Below are 17,076 nucleotides of genomic sequence, written 5' to 3'. Positions count from 1 at the left end.
GAGACCCCGCATGAACACGCTCAACGACATCGATTACGGCACCCCGCGGCGCGAGGCTGCGCAGGACGTCACCCTGGAAATCGACGGTGTCGCCGTCACCGTGCCCGCAGGCACCTCGGTGATGCGCGCCGCGATGGAAGCCGGCACCCAGGTGCCCAAGCTGTGCGCCACCGACAGCCTGGAGCCCTTCGGCTCCTGCCGCCTGTGCCTGGTGGAGATCGAAGGCCGGCGCGGCTATCCGGCCTCCTGCACCACGCCGGCCGAAGCCGGCATGAAGGTGCGCACGCACAGCCCCAAGCTGGCCGAGCTGCGCCGCGGCGTGATGGAGCTGTATATCTCCGATCATCCGCTCGATTGCCTGACCTGTCCCACCAACGGCAACTGCGAGCTGCAGGACATGGCCGGCGCGGTGGGCCTGCGCGAGGTGCGCTACGGCTTCGACGGCGCCAGCCACACGGCGATAGCGAAGGACGAGTCCAATCCCTACTTCACCTACGACCCGTCCAAGTGCATCGTCTGCAATCGCTGCGTGCGTGCCTGCGAGGAAACGCAGGGCACCTTCGCACTGACCATCAGCGGACGCGGCTTCGAATCGCGCGTGACGGCGGGTACCGGCGGCAACTTCATGGAGTCGGACTGCGTGTCCTGCGGCGCCTGCGTGCAGGCCTGCCCGACCGCCACGCTGACTGAGACCTCGCTGGTACGCATGGGCCAGGCCGAGCGCAGCACCGTCACCACCTGCGCCTACTGCGGCGTGGGCTGCGCCTTCAAGGCCGAGACCAAGGGCGAGGAAGTGGTGCGCATGGTGCCCTACAAGGACGGCCAGGCCAATGAGGGCCATGCCTGCGTCAAGGGCCGCTTCGCCTGGGGCTACGCCACCCACCAGGACCGCATGCTCAAGCCGATGATCCGCGCGCGCATCACCGATCCCTGGCGCGAGGTGTCGTGGGAAGAGGCCATCGCCTACGCCGCCGGCCAGTTCAAGCGCATCCAGGCCGAGCACGGCCGCGATGCCATCGGCGGCATCGTCTCCTCGCGCTGCACCAACGAGGAAGGCTACCTGGTGCAGAAGCTCGTACGCGCGGCCTTCGGCAACAACAACGTCGACACCTGTGCGCGCGTCTGCCACTCGCCGACCGGCTACGGCCTGAAGCAGACGCTGGGCGAGTCGGCCGGCACGCAGACCTTCCGCTCGGTGGAGAAGGCCGACGTGGTCATGGTGATCGGCGCCAACCCCACCGATGGCCACCCGGTGTTCGGCTCGCGCCTGAAGAAGCGCCTGCGCGCCGGCGCCAAGCTGATCGTGGTGGATCCGCGCCGCATCGACCTGGTCGAGTCGCCGCATGTGCGCGCCGCCTTCCATCTGCAGCTGCGTCCCGGCACCAATGTGGCGCTGCTGACCGCGCTGGCGCACGTGATCGCCACCGAGGGCCTGATGGACGAGGCCTATATCGCCGAGCGTTGCGAGGACCGTGCCTTCCAGCAATGGCGCGAGTTCGTCAGCCTGCCGGAGAACTCCCCCGAGGCTATGGCCGAGGTGCTCGGCGTGCCGGCGGCCGAGCTGCGCGGCGCCGCACGGCTGTATGCCACCGGCGGCAACGCCGCCATCTACTACGGCCTGGGCGTGACCGAGCACGCGCAGGGCTCCACCTCGGTGATGGCCATCGCCAACCTGGCCATGGCCACCGGCAACGTGGGCCGCGAGGGCGTGGGCGTGAACCCGTTGCGCGGCCAGAACAATGTGCAGGGCTCCTGCGACATGGGCTCCTTCCCGCACGAGCTGCCGGGCTACCGCCACGTGTCGGACGCCACCACGCGCGGCCAGTTCGAGGCTGCCTGGAACGTCGACATCCAGCCCGAGCCGGGCCTGCGCATCCCGAACATGTTCGAGGCGGCGCTGGCCGGCAGCTTCAAGGGCCTGTATTGCCAGGGCGAGGACATCGTGCAGTCCGATCCCAACACCCAGCACGTGGCGGCGGCGCTGTCGGCGATGGAGTGCATCGTGGTGCAGGACATCTTCCTCAACGAGACGGCCAAGTACGCCCACGTCTTCCTGCCGGGCTCCTCCTTCCTGGAGAAGGACGGCACCTTCACCAACGCCGAGCGCCGCATCTCGCGCGTGCGCCGCGTGATGCGTCCGCGTGCCGGCTATGCCGACTGGGAAGCCACCATGCTGCTGTCCAATGCGCTCGGCTACCCGATGGACTACAAGCATCCGTCGGAGATCATGGACGAGATCGCGCGGCTCACGCCCACCTTCCGCGGCGTCAGCTATCAGCGGCTGGAGGAGCTGGGCAGCATCCAGTGGCCCTGCAACGAGGACGCGCCGCAGGGCACGCCCACCATGCACGTGGACCGCTTCGTGCGCGGCCAGGGCAAGTTCATCATCACCCGCTACGTGGCCACCAGCGAGCGCGTCAACCGCAAGTACCCGCTTATCCTGACCACCGGCCGCATCCTCTCGCAGTACAACGTCGGCGCACAGACGCGGCGCACGGACAACGTGCGCTGGCATGACGAGGACCGGCTCGAGATCCACCCGCACGATGCGCAGGAGCGCGGCATCCAGGACGGCGGCTGGGTCGGCGTGCAGAGCCGCGCGGGCGAGACCGTGCTGCGCGCGCTGGTCAGCGAGCGCATGCAGCCTGGCGTGGTCTACACCACCTTCCACTTCCCCGAGTCCGGCGCCAACGTGATCACCACCGACAACTCGGACTGGGCCACCAACTGCCCGGAGTACAAGGTCACGGCGGTGCAGGTGATGCCAGTGGCGCAGCCCTCGGCCTGGCAGCAGCAGTACCGCGATTTCAACGAGCGCCAGCTCCAGCTGCTGCAGGCGGCCGGCGCGGAGGCCGGCTGAGGTGGGCGCGAGCGATGCGGCGGCGCTGGACGGGGCGGGACTGTCCGCCACGCACACGCGTCTTGCCGTCACGCGCTGGCGCCGTGCTGACGGCGCACTGGCGCTGGATAGCGACGAGCTTGCCGAGGAGGTGCCGGTCGCGCTGGAGTACAACGGCATCTCGCATGCGGTGATGCTGGCCACGCCGGCCGACCTGGAGGATTTCGCGCTGGGCTTCAGCCTCAGCGAGGGCCTGGTGGCAAGCACGCGTGATGTCTATGGCATCGACATCGGCGGCTCCGAGGCGGATGACGCAGGCGACGGCGTCGATGGGATGCCGGCGTGCGCGCGCGATGCGCATGGCATCACGGTGCGGCTGCGCATCGCCGCCGAAGCCTTCGCCGGCCTCAAGGCGCGCCGCCGCACACTGGCGGGCCGCACCGGCTGCGGCCTGTGCGGCACGGAATCGCTCGAACAGGCGCTGCGCCTGCCGGCGCCGGTGGCCAGCACGGCCTGCTTCGACGCGCAGGTGCTGCTGGCCGGCTTCGCCCAGATGCAGGCACGCCAGCGCCTGCAGCGCCGCACCGGCAGCACGCATGCTGCCGCCTGGCTGCGCGCGGATGGCACGCTGGGGCCCCTGCGCGAAGACGTGGGCCGGCACAATGCCCTGGACAAGCTGATCGGCGCGCTGGCGCGCAGCGGCGAAGACCTGGCCACCGGCGCCGTACTGGTCACCAGCCGCGCCAGCTATGAAATGGTGCAGAAGACCGCCAGCGCCGGCATCGGCCTGCTCGCCGCCGTCTCCGCTCCTACCGCGCTGGCCGTGCGCGTCGCACAGGATGCCGGCGTGACCCTGGCCGGCTTCGTGCGCGAGGGTGGCCATGTCATCTACACTCACGCACAGCGGCTGCGCCACACGGCGCCGGCCGCTCTGCCTGCATCGTCATTGCCATGAACGTCGACAACCTGATCAAGATGGCCAACCAGATCGGCGGCTTCTTCGAAGCCATGCCGGACCGGGAAGAAGCACTGGCCGATATCGCCGGCCACATCAAGCGCTTCTGGGCGCCACGCATGCGCGAGGCGCTGCTGCAGGCGCTGGACAAGGGCGAAGCGCAGAGCCTGGACGAGATCGTGCGCGAAGCGGTGGCGCGGTACCGCGCGGGCTGGTAGCGGCGGCGAACGGCGCGCCGGCACAGCCGCCGCCTCCGCTTGCCGCTTTTGCCTGCCCCCTGGACCGACCCCCTCAATCGCGCCGGATACCGATCTCCGGCAGCAGCTGCCCGTAGAACTTGCGGTCCGCGGCCAGGCCGCTGCGGAAGGTCTCCGGCGACTGCCAGGAGGCGATCGAGTTGGCGCGGCGCAGCGCGGTCTGCATCTCGGGCTCAGCCAGGGTCTGCTGCAGCGCCTGGGCCAGCTTGTCCACGATCGGCTGTGGCGTGCCCTTCGGCACCAGCACGCCCCAGCCGGCGCCCTGCGCGGTGGTGAGGCGCACCCCGGCTTCCTGCAGCGTGGGCACCTCGGGCAATTCGGGGTGGCGCACGCGGTAGAAGGTGGCGAGCGGCTTGAGCCGGCCTGCCTTGATCATCGTGGTGGCCGCGCCATCGATGACGAAGTCCACGTCGCCGGCTACCGCTGCGTTGACCGCATCCGCGGAGCCGCGGAACGGCACGTGCAGCAACTTCAGGCCCAGTTCGTGCGACAGGGTGCCGCCGTAGACGTGGCCGGCCGAGGCCTCGCCGGCCGAGCCGAAGGTCAGCTTGTCGGGATGCTGGCGCGCGTAGGCGATGAAGTCCTGCAGCGTGTTGACCGGCAGGTCCTTCCTGACCGCCATCACCGCCACGTAGTCGGCCACGCCGCCCACCGCAACGAAGCTGTCCAGCGTATAGGGCAGCTTGCGCAGATTGGGCAGGACGGTGAAGCTGGATGCCGCGCCCAGCAGCATGGTGTAGCCATCGGGCGCCGCGTTGGCGACGAACTCGGTGCCGATCTGCGTGGTGCCGCCGGGCTTGTCCTCGACGACGATCGTGGCGTCCAGCCGCCTGGCCATGCGCTCGGCGAGCAGCCGCCCGAGCGTATCGGAAGAGCCACCCGGCGGGAAGGGAATGACCATGCGGATCGGGCGCGCGGGCCAGGCCGCCTGGGCAAAGGCGGGCATCTGGCACAGCGGCATGGCGCTCAGCAGCAGGGTGCCGAGTGTAAACAGGCAGCGTCGTCGGATCATGGCGTCTCCCTCGTCTCCGGTGGTCTCGCCGGGATCCGCCAATCTTAAGGATGTTCCGCATACGGGGCCAACGGTTCTATTTTGTGGAACCGTTTGGAGGCCGGGCCTGCCGGGCCGCAGTAAGGCGGGGCGCGCCTCGCCCGAGGGCGGAGGCATATCGCAGGGGGAACGCCGCGCACGCTGCGCGGTGCCTCCTACCGCAGCCGCAGCGGCTCCAGCAGGGCGCTGTCGTATTCGCCGCGCGTGATCTTGCCAAGCTCCAGCATGCGCTGCAGGATGTAGGCCTGCCGCTGGCGCGCGCGGCGCGGGTTGACCACCGGGTTGTTGGCCGATGGCGCCTTGGGCAGCCCGGCCAGCATCGCGCACTCGGCCAGCGTGAGCTGGCCGACCTCCTTGCCGAAGTAGACCTGCGCGGCCTCGGCGAAGCCGTAGGCGCCCTGGCCCAGGTAGACCTTGTTCATATACAGCTCCAGGATCTCGTCCTTGCCGAAGGCGTGCTCGATGCGATTGGCGAGCAGCGCCTCGTAGAGCTTGCGCGTGTAGGTCTTCTGGCGCGACAGGAAGAAGTTGCGCGCCACCTGCATCGTGATGGTGGAGGCGCCCTGGGACAGGTCATCCGAGAGATTGGCCACGCCGGCGCGGATCACGCCGATGTAGTCGATGCCGTCGTGCAGGTAGAAGCGATCGTCCTCGATTGCCACCACGGCCTGCGTCAGCGTGGGCGGAATGTCGGCGATGGGCACGTAGGCGGGCGTGTGCCGGAAGGCGTAAAGCGCGTCCAGCGAGGGCAGCTGCCGGCTGGCGACGACGACGGCCAGCACGCCGAGCAGCGCCGCGGCCAGCACCAGCATCGCCACCAGCTTCAGGAAAGTCGACCAGAGTTTCATGGCGCATATTGTGCCAGCCTCCGCGCGCGGCCCGGATCGTGCCGCGCGTGTGGCAGCCGCGTGCCCGCGCCGTCGAGTGGCCTCGTGTGGCTACAGTGACGCTACAGCCAGCCCAGCCAGCGCCAGTAGGTGGCGGCGAACAGCAGCATCAGCAGGTAACCGATCACCGTCATCGGAATGCCGATCTTGGCGAACTGCCGCCCGTTGAAGGTGTCGGTGCCCAGGCAGACCATGTTCTGCGGCGCGTTGATCGGCAGGATGAAGCCGAAGCTCACGGTAAAGCCGAGCAGCATCGTCAGGCCGACCTGGTGGACGTCGCCGGGCAGGGTCTGCAGCACCGCGATCAGGATGGGCAGCAGCGCCGCGGTCAGCGCCGTGGCGCTGGCGAAGCCCAGGTGGATCACGATCAGGAAGGCGGCCAGCACGGCGAAGATGAAGATCGGACCCTGGCCCGACAGGCCGGAGTTCTGCACGACGAACTTGCCGAGCCACTGGCCGGCCTGCGTGCTGAGCAGGGCAGTGCCCAGGCTGATGCCGACGCCGAACACGATCAACGTGCCCCAGGGCGTGCGCTGCTGCATGGTCTTCCAATCCATCACGCCCAGGCGCGGCAGCATCAGGATCACCAGGCCGACGAAGGTGATCGTGGCGGTGTCGAAGTCATGCAGCTTGCCTTCGGTGGCCCAGAACAGCAGCAGCCCGATCGACACCGCGGCCAGGCGCTTCTGCGGTGCACTCATCGGCCCGAGCGCCGCCAGCTCCTGCTGCACGGCCTCCTTGCCACCGGGAATGGCGTCGGTCTCGGCGGGCAGCAGCGCGCGCACCAGGAAATACAGCACGACCGACATCACGATGGCCCAGGGTGCGCCGGCGATCAGCCATTGCAGCCAGGTCACACGCTCGCCCAGCAGCTTGTCCATGAAGCCGACCGTCAGCAGGTTCTGCGCGGCCGCGGTCTGGATGCCCACATTCCACACGCTGGTGGCCTGCGCCACCGTGATCATGATGCCGGCGGCGATGTTTGACTTCTTGTCGACGCCGAAGGCCGAGATCACGCCCATCATGATGGGCACCACGCAGGCGCTGCGCGCGGTAGCGCTGGGCACCACCAGGCTGAGCGCGATGGTGACGGCGATGGTGCCGATCAGGATGCGCCGCGTGCTGGTGCCGATGGCAGACAGTGTCACCAGTGCGATGCGGCGGTCCAGGCCGGTCACCGTCATCGCCGCGGCGATGAACAGCGCGGCGGCCACCAGTGCCAGCGCGGTGTTGGAGAAACCGGCCAGCGCCATGCCGAGCGCCTTGCCGGTGCCGTAGAGTTGCCCGGGCGCGGCCACGTTCGGCGCGAAGCCGATCAGGCCGGCGATCAGCGAGGTGATCATGATGGCGCTGGCCTCGTACGACACGGCTTCAGTGATCCACACGACCACGGCGAAAGCGAGAATGGCGAGCATGCGGTGGCCGGCCACGGGCAGGTCGGCCGGCAGCGGCAACGCCAGCACGGCGAGCAGCACGACGACGGCGGCGTAGAGGCCCCAGGGCAGTGGTTTGGCCGGGGTTGCCTGCATTGGCCCTTTCGGTTGCTGCAGCGCGGGTTGGGGGCTCGGATCGGGCATGGGACTCCTTGCGATAATGAGACGCGCCGGAAGGCCGGAGTTGCGGGCTGCAGTCGGGTGCGGCAGGGAGAGGCAAGCGCCGGCCGCAGCGAGGCGAATGTGCCTTGCCCGGCATGGTGAAAATTATCTGGTCCACATCATGTCGCTGTCGAGGCCGATCCGGCCGACCTTTGCGCGCGCGCAAGGCGCGGCGGCGCGAAAGTTGTGCGAATTACAGCGCGGCGTGGTGATCTGAAATAATTGCAGTTGGTGATGAATGTTTTCGCACGGGGCGTCTGCGTCCCGCGGCGCGGATGCGATACCCGTGGAGCACAGGCGCGGCGTGATGCGGCGCTAGTCCGCTAGTCCGCTAGCCGCATGCACGGGGCGTTCCGCGCAGTCCGATCAACCGTCTTATCCTGGCCGAGACTATGTTTGACTGGTTCGAATCCTGGCTGGCGCGCATGGCGCCAGCCATCATGCCCGGCGGCGCGGAAGCGCTGCCCACTGATACACCGCTGGTGTTCGACAGGGTCGCCAACGCGCGCGACCTCGGCGGCCTGCCCGGCGCGGGTGGACGGCGCCTGCGCGCCGGCCGCCTGTTGCGCAGCGGCAATCCCGGCCTCGCCAGCCCCGCCGACATCGTGCGGCTGCGGGCGATGGGGCTGGACCTGGTGATCGACTTCCGCTCGACCGGGGAGAAGTCGACCGAGGAAAACGGCTTCGGCCAGGAGTTCAACTGGGTTTCCACGCCGGTGCTGGAGGGCAGCATGGCCATGGGAGAACTGCTGCCGCGCCTGCGCTCTGCCTCTGCGCAGGAAATGGATGCCTTCATGCTGCAGGTCTATCGCGACTTCCCGCTGAAGTACTGCGAGGCCTTCGGCGGCTTCATGAAGGAGGCCGAGGCGGGCCGCACCATGCTGTACCACTGCACCGCAGGCAAGGACCGCACCGGCTTCGCCACGCTGCTGCTGTTGTCGGCCCTGGGCGTGGCGCCGGACGTCATCCTGGCCAACTACCTGGAATCCAACCGCTGGAATGCCGGCTTCATACGCGAGGCGCTGGCCAGGATGTCGCCGATGGGCATTGCCGCCGACGTCATGATGCCGCTGCTGGAGGTCAAGGCCGAGTACCTGAGGGCTTCGTTGCAGGCGATCGAGGAGTCGTGGGGCAGCGTGCCGCGCTATCTGCACGAATCGCTTGGCGTGGAGGCGGAGCGGCTGCGCGAGCACTATCTGGAGGGGTAGGGGGGCGGCATGGTTCGAGCGAAGGCTCTCACGGCTGCGTCGGTGTGCTCCCCTCTCCCGCTTGCGGGAGAGGGGCCGGGGGAGAGGGCAGGCGCTTGCGAACGGCGGCGTGCTGGACAACACCGACGACTTTGTCTTTGCGTCGGCGTGCTGGACAACACCGACGGCTTCGTCTGTACGTGGTGCCTTGCTAGACCACCCCTCTCCCCAACCCTCTCCCCATGAGGGGAGAGGGAGCCAAGACACTATGCTTGGCGATTGATCTTGGCGCATCCTGCCGGCTTCGGCAAGCGCGCTGGGTTTCGCCCCGCGCTGGTGTGCTCCCCTCTCCCGCTTGCGGGAGAGCAACCGTGTCAAGCGAGAGTTTTGTCTTGCCACGGTTGGCCGGTTTTGACCATCGCATTGAGGATGGTCAGCAATTTGCGCATGCACGCTGTAGCGGCAAGCTTGAACGGCTTGCCAGCTGCGCTCAACCGCTCATAGAAGGCGCGGATAACCGGGTTGTGGCGAATGGCCGTCACTGTGGCCATGTACAGCACGTTGCGTACCTCTGCCCGACCTCCGCGGATGTAGCGCTGCCCGCGCCGCTTGCCGCTGTCGTCGTTGAACGGCGCCACACCGACCAGCGCAGCGATCTGCTGGCGATTGAGCTTGCCCAGCTCTGGCAGCCGCCCAAGCAGCGTGAAGATACTCACCTTGCCGATGCCCGGCATGCTGTCGAGCAACTCCACCTTGTTTTTCCACACCTCGCTGGTGCGCAGCTTGTGGGTCATGTCGATGTCCAGCGACTTGATCCGGGCGTCCAGCCATTGGATGTGTTCCTTCAAACTCTTGATGGCTAGCGGCGCAGCCGTAACCAGGCGCGCCTTCTCCTGCGCGCGCATGACCACCAGTTGGCTGCGCCGGTCCAGCAGATCAGCAAATTCGCGCTGTTCCTCGTCTGGCAAGGGGCGTACCGGTGGACGGATTTGCCGGGCAAACCGCGCCAATACCTGCGCATCCAGCTGATCGGTCTTGGCCAGAATTCCGCAGGCTTTGGCAAAGTCGCGTACTTGCTTGGGATTGACCACCACCACCGGCAGTCCCGCGCCAGCCAGCGCGATGCTCACCGCTGTCTCATACCCGCCGGTCGCTTCCAGCACGACCCGGTCAATCTGGCCTTGACTGTTATGCCCAGCCAGATAGGCCAGCAGCGCAGCGATACCCGCTTCGTCATTCGCAAACTGACGGGCCTCGCCTTCAGGCTGCAGATTCAGGTCCAGTGCGATCTTGCTGACGTCGATTCCTACAACTTTGAGTTCCATTCGGCTTATCCCACCCTTGTGTTCCATGCGGCATGTTGCCATCCAACCGTTCGGGCTTAAACCAAACGCGCTCAAGAGTGGAAGCTTCGATCCTCGCTCTCCCTCGAACTTGACCACTGGGATCAGGGCTTGGGGCCATCGATCTGAAGCTTCCAGGCTCAATTTTGAGACATACAAGGGGCCGGGGGAGAGGGCAGGCGCTTGCGAACGGCGGCGTGCTGGATAACACCGACGACTTTGTCTTTGCGTCGGCGTGCTGGACAACACCGACGGCTTCGTCTGTACGTGGTGCCTTGCTAGACCACCCCTCTCCCCAACCCTCTCCCCATGAGGGGAGAGGGAGCCAAGACACTATGCTTGGCGATTGATCTTGGCGCATCCTGCCGGCTTCGGCAAGCGCGCTGGGTTTCGCCCCGCGCTGGTGTGCTCCCCTCTCCCGCTTGCGGGAGAGGGGCCGGGGGAGAGGGCAGGCGCTTGCGATCGGCGGCGTGCTGGATCACACCATCGACTTCGTCTTTGCGTCGACGCGCTGGACAACACCGACGGCTTCGTCTGTACGTGGTGCCTTGCTAGACCAACCCTCTCCCCATGAGGGGAGAGGGAGCCAAGACACTAGGCTTGGCCGACGGCGTTGGCAGCGTCCTGCCGGTCACGCCGTTTTCCGCACTCCCTCGCCGGCTGCCTTCTGTGCCGCGGCTTCGCGCATGATGCGCGCTGTGCTGAGCGCGACGATGCCTTCTTCGTCGGTGGGCAGTACCAGCACCGGGATGCGGCTGCCGTCGTGCGTGATGCGTTGCCGGTTGTCTTCGTTGGCACCGGGGTCGAGTTCGATGCCGAACAGGTCGGTCAGGTGTGCGCAGATGCGCGCGCGCACTTCCGGCGAGTTGGCGCCGACGCCGGCAGTGAAGACCAGCGCGTCGAGGCCGCCGAGCGTGACCGCGAGCTTGCCCACCTCCTGCGCGGCGCGGTAGGCGTAGAAGTCGATTGCCAGCTGTGCGCGTGGTTCGCCGCTGGCGAGCAGGGCGCGCATATCGCTGCTGACCCCCGACAGGCCCTTGAGTCCGGACTCCTGGTACAGCATGGCCTGGATGTCGTCGGCGTGCATGCCCTGCTGTGCCAGCCACAGTACTGCGCCCGGATCCACCGAGCCGCAGCGCGTGCCCATCGGCATGCCGTCGAGCGCGGTCAGTCCCATGGTGCTTTCGACACTGCGTCCGTCGCGCAGCGCGCACAGGCTGGCGCCGTTGCCCAGGTGGGCCACGATCACTCTCCCCTCGGCCAGGTCGGGCGCCACCTGGCGCAGGCGCCGCGCGATGTACTCGTAGGACAGGCCATGGAAGCCGTAGCGCCGGATGCCTTGCTCGAAGTAGTGGTAGGGCAGGCCAAGCAGTTGCGCCAGCGTGTCGTGGCCCGCATGGAAGGCGGTGTCGAAGCAGGCCACCTGCAGCAGGTCCGGCGCTGCTTCGCGCACGGCGCGGATGGCGGTCAGGTTGTGCGGCTGGTGCAGGGGCGCCAGCGGCACCAGCGCCTCCAGCTTGGCGATGACGTCGTCGTCGATGCGCACGGCCTGCGTGAAATCGGTGCCGCCATGCACGACGCGATGGCCGATCGCCACCGGCGGGGTGTCGCGCAGGCCGACGCTGAGCACCAGCCGGATCAGGCGGAAGGCCGCATCGTGGTCGGCCACCTGGGCCACGGGGAAGCGCTCGTCGGCCACGTGGCGGCCGTCGGCCATGCGCACGGTCAGCCTGGGCGCGACGCCGATGCCCTCGATCTGGCCATGGGCGCTCAGTTCCGGATTGACGTCGCCATCCGCATGGGCGGCCTCGGGCACCGTGTAGACGGAGACCTTGACGCTGGACGAACCGGCGTTGACGACGAGGATGGTGGGAGAAGGGTGGTTCATGCTGCGGGATCTCCTGTCGGTGGCGGGTGGGCGTTCGGGGTGCCGGCGGCCTCAGACGCGTGCCGTGGCCACGGCGGCGCGGCGGGCGTGTGCGAGCAGCACCGCCACCGCGCAGCTGGCGATGCGCGCGCGCACGCTGTCGGCACGGCTGGTCAGCACGATGGGCACGCGCGCGCCCAGCACGATGCCGGCGGCCTCGGCGCCCGAGAGGAAGGTGAGCTGCTTGGCGAGGATGTTGCCGGCCTCCAGGTCGGGCACCAGCAGGATGTCGGGATCGCCGGCCACTTCGGAGTCGATGCCCTTGGCCTCGGCGGCGGCCCGGCTGATGGCGTTGTCGAAAGCAAGCGGACCGTCGAGGATGCCGCCTTCGATCTGCTTGCGCCGGTTCATCATGCACAGCGCGGCCGCGTCGATGGTGGAGGGGATCTTGTCGGTCACGGTCTCCACCGCGGACAGGATCGCCACCTTGGGCCGGTCGATGCCGAGCACGCGCACCAGGTCGATGGCATTGCGGCAGATGTCGGCCTTGTCGTTGAGCGTGGGAAAGATATTGACGGCGGCGTCGGTGATGAAGAGCGGCTTGTGATAACTGGGCACGTCCATCGCGAACACATGCGACAGGCGCCGCTCGGTGCGCAGGCCGCCGGTGGCGGCGGTGACCTCGTGCAGCAGCTCGTCGGTATGCAGGCTGCCCTTCATCAGCAGCTCGGCCTCGCCGGCGCGCACCGCTTCCACCGCGCGCGCCGCGGAAGCGTGGCTGTGCGGCGTATCGATGATGTCGGCGCCGCCCAGGTCGAGGTCGAGGTCGTGGTCGGCGGCCACCTGGCGGATGCGCGCGGACGGTCCGACCAGCAGGGGGCGGATCAGCCCGAGGCGGGCCGCTTCGAGCGCGCCGCCGAGCGAGGCGGCGTCGCAGGGGTGGGCTACCGCCGTGGGAATGGCGGGCTGGCCAGCGCAGCGGGCCAGCAGCGCGGCGTACTTGTCGGGATGCGTGCTCATGGGTGTCTCACGGATTCGTCATGCCTGCCGGGGCGCCATACTGCATTGCGCAAAAAGCAGGCTCAGTATAGGCGACATAGAGTGGGTTCCGCTGCACGCTGTCACTGCAATCCCGCAAGATGCGGCCGATTCCTGGTTGCCAGTGCATAGGCATGCTGGTAGATTGGGTTTGCTGCGCGGCAGCATCGCGCATCCAGCTTCGCAGGACCGTCACGCAACTGTCATGCCAATGTGTCACGCAATGACAGCGAAACCAAAGTCAGCGTAACGATAGCAGCGGCCGATGGCCGCGCTCGTGCGCTGGATCAAGGAGGGAAGCGAGTGAACGCACGTGTACCAGCCAACCGCCCGGCCGAGTCGGCGCCGGCGGTGCCTTCGGCGCAATCGATGCCGGCCTGGCCGCAGGCTGCCTGGGAATACGGTGTCGATGCCTTCCAGCGCATGGTGCTGCTGCTCGACATCCTGCGCGAACGCGGCAACCAGACCCTGGAGCATGAGCGCGAGGGCATGCCCCCCGTGCTGGTGTTCGACTACGAGGTGGTGATGGACGGGCGTACGCTGGCCGACCCCGTCAACTACGCCCTGCTGCGCATCGTTGCGCCCGAGGGTGACATCACCGACGAAAGCAAGCGTCCCTTCGTGGTGATCGACCCGCGCGCCGGCCACGGACCGGGCATCGGCGGTTTCAAGATCGACAGCGAGATCGGCGTCGCACTGCGCGGCGGCCATCCCTGCTACCTGGTTTCCTTCTATCCCGATCCCTGCCCGGGGCAGACCATCGAGTCGGTCACGCGCGCCGAGGCCGTCTTTATGCAGGTGGTGGCGGAGCGCCACCCGCACGCCACCGAGAAGCCCTTCGTGATCGGCAATTGCCAGGGCGGCTGGGCACTGATGCTGCTGGCCGCCGGCAATCCCGACCTGGTCGGCCCCATCCTGCTGGCCGGCTCTCCGCTGGCCTACTGGTCCGGCGTGCGCGGGCGCAACCCGATGCGCTACAGCGGCGGCCTGCTGGGCGGCTCGTGGGCGTCGTCATTCGCTGCCGATCTCGGCAACGGCCATTTCGACGGCGCCTACCTGGTGCAGAACTTCGAGCAGCTCAACCCGGCCAACTCGCTGTGGGAGAAGCTCTACAACGTCTATGCCAGCGCCGATACCGAGGGCCAGCGCTTCCTCGGCTTCGAGCGCTGGTGGGGCGGCCACTACCAGCTCAACCGTGCCGAGATCGACTGGATCGTGCAGAACCTGTTCGTCGGCAACCGGCTGACCTCGGGCGAGCTGCACAGCCCCGACGGCAAATCGGTGATCGACCTGCGCAATGTGCGCTCGCCCATCGTGGTGTTCGCCTCCTGGGGCGACAACATCACGCCGCCGCAGCAGGCCTTGAACTGGATTCCCGATCTCTATGCCGACGTCGACGAGATCATCGCCAACGAGCAGGTCATCGTGTACTGCCTGCATGACTCGGTCGGCCACCTCGGCATCTTCGTTTCCTCGGGCGTTGCCAACCGCGAGCACACCGAGCTGTTCTCCGCGCTCGACCTGATCGATGTCCTGCCGCCTGGCCTCTACGAGGCCGTCATCGAGGACATTGCGCCGGGCACGCCGCATACCGAACTGATCGAGGGACGCTACCTGATGCGCTTCGCGCGGCGCACCATCGACGACATCCTGGCGCTGGACGACGGACGCGACGACGAGCGCGCCTTCCGCGTCGTGCGGAGAGTGGCGGAGGTCAACCAGCGCTGCTATGACACCTTCGTCTCGCCCGCGGTGCGCGCGCTGTCCACCGAGGCCAGCGCGCACGCGATGCGGCAGCTTCAGCCCTCGCGGCTGGAGCGCACCCTGCAGTCGGACGCCAATCCCTGGATGGGCTGGGTCGGCATGCTGGCGCCCTTCATGCGAGAGCACCGCCGGCCGGTGGCGCCGGACAATCCCTTCCTGGCGCTGGAGCATGCCGCCTCCGCATGGATCGTGGCCGCGCTGAACCAGTTCCGCGACGTGCGCGATGCCTGGTACGAGCACACCTTCGAAACTCTGTACCGATCGCCGCTGATGGAGGCGCTGGTCGGCATGGGCGGGGACGACGCTCGCAGGCAGGCGCCGCCGCCGGCCATCGACGCACTGCGCCGCGAATTGACCGCGCGCCGCATCCGCGACGCCGAGTCCGAATTCGACAAGGGCAGCCTGGTCGATGCCTTCGTGCGCATCCTCGCCTATGTGCTGGACGACTACGCTTCCATCGAGGAGCGGCCCTTCAACCTGATGCGCAAGATGGCGCGCGAGCACCTGCAGGAGCAGGCCTCGCTGAACGACCTGAAGCGGGCCTCGCGGCAGCAGACCTTCCTGGTCTCGCTGGATGAGCGGCGCGCGTTGGAAACGCTGCCGGCACTGGTGCCGGATACGGCGCTGCGCCCGCTGCTGATGGTGGCGATACACCGCGTGCTGACTGTAGCCGGCCCATTGCAGGACCGCCGCCTGGAACGCTACCGCGCGGTGGCGCACGTGCTGGGCACGGACCACAAGCAGGCGGCACCTGCCACCAGCGGCGGGCACGTGGCCACGGCGGGCGTTGCGGCGGCCGCCGACAGCGCAGGGGCGGGCACCGAGGAGGGCGCAGTAGGCAAGGACGGCAAGGACGGTGCCGAGCGGCCCACCGCTGCAGCAGCGCCCAAGGCCAAGCGGGCCGCCGGCGCCGCACGCAAGCGCGCCTCCGCCGCACGCCCGGCATCTCGCACCAATGGGGAGGGATAGCCAAATGCAGGTACTGATCCGCGGTCTTCATCGCGATGTGACTGAGCAGAAGCTGCGCGACAAATTGTCGCCCTATGCAGACGTCAAGTCGGTGGAAATCGTGCGCGAAGGCGATGCCGACCATCCCTGGGCCTTCGTCGACCTCGACGTCGATGTCTTCGAGGCCTGGCACCTGCTGCGCCGCTTCGACCGCCAGTACTTCGACGGCAGCAGGATGCACTGGTATATCCCGGCTCACCAGGACTGAGCCGCCGCCGTCCGCAGTCCACCGTCGCGCGGCCGGCGTTACCGGCGTTACCATAGCGTTCCTTCACCGCTTTCCGGCGCCGCACGCAACGGCGCCGCCTTGCCATGGCATCCATGCTCGAACTCGAAGGGGCGATCTGGTTTCGCTCCGGCTCACGCGACTGGGGCGGGCACGATCGCATCGCCCTGCTGGCCGCGATCGGCGAGCACGGCTCGATCACCGCGGCGGCCAAGGCCGTCGGCCTGAGCTACAAGGCGGCCTGGGATGCCATCGACGCCATGAACAACAGCGCCGGCGAGCCCCTGGTGGTGCGCGCGGCCGGCGGCAAGGGCGGCGGCGGCACGCGGCTCACGGCGCGCGCCGAGCGGCTGATCCGCACCTACCGCGCGCTGGAGGAAGAACACCGCCGCTTCGTCGCCCACCTGGGGCGCCTGGGCGAGGCAGCGGCCGACGATTTGCACCTGATGCAGCGATTCATGGTCAAGACCAGTGCCCGCAACAAGCTCTTTGGCAAAGTTGCGCAGATCCGCGGCGGCGCCGTCAACGATGAAGTCACGCTGGCGCTGGCCGGCGGCCAGCAGATCGTCGCCACCATCACCCACGAGAGCGTCGAATCGCTCGCCCTGGCGCCGGGCGTGGAGGCGTTCGCGCTGGTCAAGGCCTCGTCCGTGCTGGTAGGCCTGCCCGAGCCGGGCATGCGGCTGTCGGCGCGCAACCAGCTGCCCGGCGTGGTCTCAAGAGTGGTGCCGGGTGCGGTCAACACCGAGATCGTGCTCGAACTCGACGGTGGCGGCACCGTGGCGGCCATCGTCACCCATGCCAGCGCGAGCGAACTCGGGCTGGCGCCGGGCGTGCCCGCGCTGGCCATCTTCAAGGCCTCCAGCGTGATCCTCGGGACGATGGGCTGAGGGGGGCTGCCTGCGTGCGGCGCAGGCGGCATAATGTCAGGTTTGGCGTGCCGCGCGTGACCGTGCGCTGCGTCGGCGTGCAAGGTGGATGCCTGCATGCCGCTGCCTGCCACTGTGTCGCGCGGCGCTTTCCGCTTTCCTCCACCTGCCATTGCCCTTGCTCCTCGCT

At 68.1% G+C, this 17,076-nt stretch carries 13 protein-coding genes; 7 read left to right on the top strand and 6 right to left on the bottom strand.

What is annotated here, in order from left to right:
• The first annotated feature begins 10 nt into the window (after positions 1–10).
• The 3 genes from fdhF to AC1Z3O_RS14705 are packed head-to-tail and all read left to right on the top strand — an operon-like array spanning position 11 to position 4,012.
• The gene (gene fdhF, locus AC1Z3O_RS14715) at positions 11–2,860 is read left to right on the top strand and encodes a formate dehydrogenase subunit alpha (protein WP_483516438.1); all 2,850 of its coding nucleotides are present in this window, start codon (positions 11–13) and stop codon (positions 2,858–2,860) included.
• Position 2,861: 1 nt separating this feature from the next.
• The gene (gene fdhD, locus AC1Z3O_RS14710; protein ID WP_483516437.1) at positions 2,862–3,794 is read left to right on the top strand and encodes a formate dehydrogenase accessory sulfurtransferase FdhD; all 933 of its coding nucleotides are present in this window, start codon (positions 2,862–2,864) and stop codon (positions 3,792–3,794) included.
• Complete coding sequence (locus AC1Z3O_RS14705; protein ID WP_483516436.1) at positions 3,791–4,012, top strand: formate dehydrogenase subunit delta; 222 nt, start codon at positions 3,791–3,793, stop codon at positions 4,010–4,012. The genes fdhD and AC1Z3O_RS14705 overlap by 4 nt, the downstream gene beginning before the upstream one ends.
• A 73-nt stretch (positions 4,013–4,085) precedes the next feature.
• Here the strand turns inward: AC1Z3O_RS14705 and AC1Z3O_RS14700 are convergent, their stop codons facing one another.
• The 3 genes from AC1Z3O_RS14700 to AC1Z3O_RS14690 form a co-directional block, all read right to left on the bottom strand.
• Positions 4,086–5,063: a Bug family tripartite tricarboxylate transporter substrate binding protein gene (locus AC1Z3O_RS14700; RefSeq protein ID WP_483516435.1), complete on the bottom strand. Its 978-nt coding sequence runs from the start codon at positions 5,061–5,063 to the stop codon at positions 4,086–4,088.
• A 194-nt stretch (positions 5,064–5,257) separates the two neighbouring features.
• Entirely contained in the window at positions 5,258–5,950 is a 693-nt protein-coding gene (locus AC1Z3O_RS14695; RefSeq protein ID WP_483516434.1) for a transglycosylase domain-containing protein, read from the bottom strand.
• Positions 5,951–6,051: 101 nt separating this feature from the next.
• The gene (locus tag AC1Z3O_RS14690) at positions 6,052–7,518 is read right to left on the bottom strand and encodes a DASS family sodium-coupled anion symporter (RefSeq protein ID WP_483516433.1); all 1,467 of its coding nucleotides are present in this window, start codon (positions 7,516–7,518) and stop codon (positions 6,052–6,054) included.
• Between the two features lie 491 nt (positions 7,519–8,009).
• Here AC1Z3O_RS14690 and AC1Z3O_RS14685 point away from each other — a divergent pair, with 491 nt between their 5' ends.
• Positions 8,010–8,792 carry a tyrosine-protein phosphatase gene (locus AC1Z3O_RS14685; RefSeq protein WP_483517612.1) on the top strand — a complete coding sequence of 261 codons (783 nt, stop codon included), beginning with the start codon at positions 8,010–8,012 and terminating at the stop codon, positions 8,790–8,792.
• 353 nt (positions 8,793–9,145) lie between these two features.
• Here the strand turns inward: AC1Z3O_RS14685 and AC1Z3O_RS14680 are convergent, their stop codons facing one another.
• The 3 genes from AC1Z3O_RS14680 to AC1Z3O_RS14670 all read right to left on the bottom strand — a co-directional run bounded on the left by AC1Z3O_RS14680 (position 9,146) and on the right by AC1Z3O_RS14670 (position 13,001).
• Positions 9,146–10,096: an IS110 family transposase gene (locus tag AC1Z3O_RS14680; RefSeq protein ID WP_483513615.1), complete on the bottom strand. Its 951-nt coding sequence runs from the start codon at positions 10,094–10,096 to the stop codon at positions 9,146–9,148.
• Positions 10,097–10,745: 649 nt separating this feature from the next.
• A complete protein-coding gene (locus AC1Z3O_RS14675; RefSeq protein ID WP_483516432.1) occupies positions 10,746–12,002 on the bottom strand; it encodes an acetate/propionate family kinase in 1,257 nt (418 codons plus the stop codon).
• Positions 12,003–12,053: 51 nt separating this feature from the next.
• Complete coding sequence (locus AC1Z3O_RS14670) at positions 12,054–13,001, bottom strand: phosphate acetyltransferase (protein ID WP_483516431.1); 948 nt, start codon at positions 12,999–13,001, stop codon at positions 12,054–12,056.
• Positions 13,002–13,322: 321 nt separating this feature from the next.
• Here AC1Z3O_RS14670 and AC1Z3O_RS14665 point away from each other — a divergent pair, with 321 nt between their 5' ends.
• The 3 genes from AC1Z3O_RS14665 to AC1Z3O_RS14655 all read left to right on the top strand — a co-directional run bounded on the left by AC1Z3O_RS14665 (position 13,323) and on the right by AC1Z3O_RS14655 (position 16,907).
• Entirely contained in the window at positions 13,323–15,752 is a 2,430-nt protein-coding gene (locus AC1Z3O_RS14665) for a DUF3141 domain-containing protein (protein ID WP_483516430.1), read from the top strand.
• A gap of 4 nt (positions 15,753–15,756) precedes the next feature.
• Complete coding sequence (locus AC1Z3O_RS14660; protein ID WP_483516429.1) at positions 15,757–15,999, top strand: RNA-binding protein; 243 nt, start codon at positions 15,757–15,759, stop codon at positions 15,997–15,999.
• A gap of 113 nt (positions 16,000–16,112) precedes the next feature.
• Positions 16,113–16,907 carry a TOBE domain-containing protein gene (locus AC1Z3O_RS14655; RefSeq protein WP_483517611.1) on the top strand — a complete coding sequence of 265 codons (795 nt, stop codon included), beginning with the start codon at positions 16,113–16,115 and terminating at the stop codon, positions 16,905–16,907.
• The last annotated feature ends 169 nt before the right edge of the window (positions 16,908–17,076 follow it).

The organism is Cupriavidus sp. 09_S30, from assembly GCF_056930435.1.
This window is presented reverse-complemented; position numbering and strand designations above follow the sequence as displayed.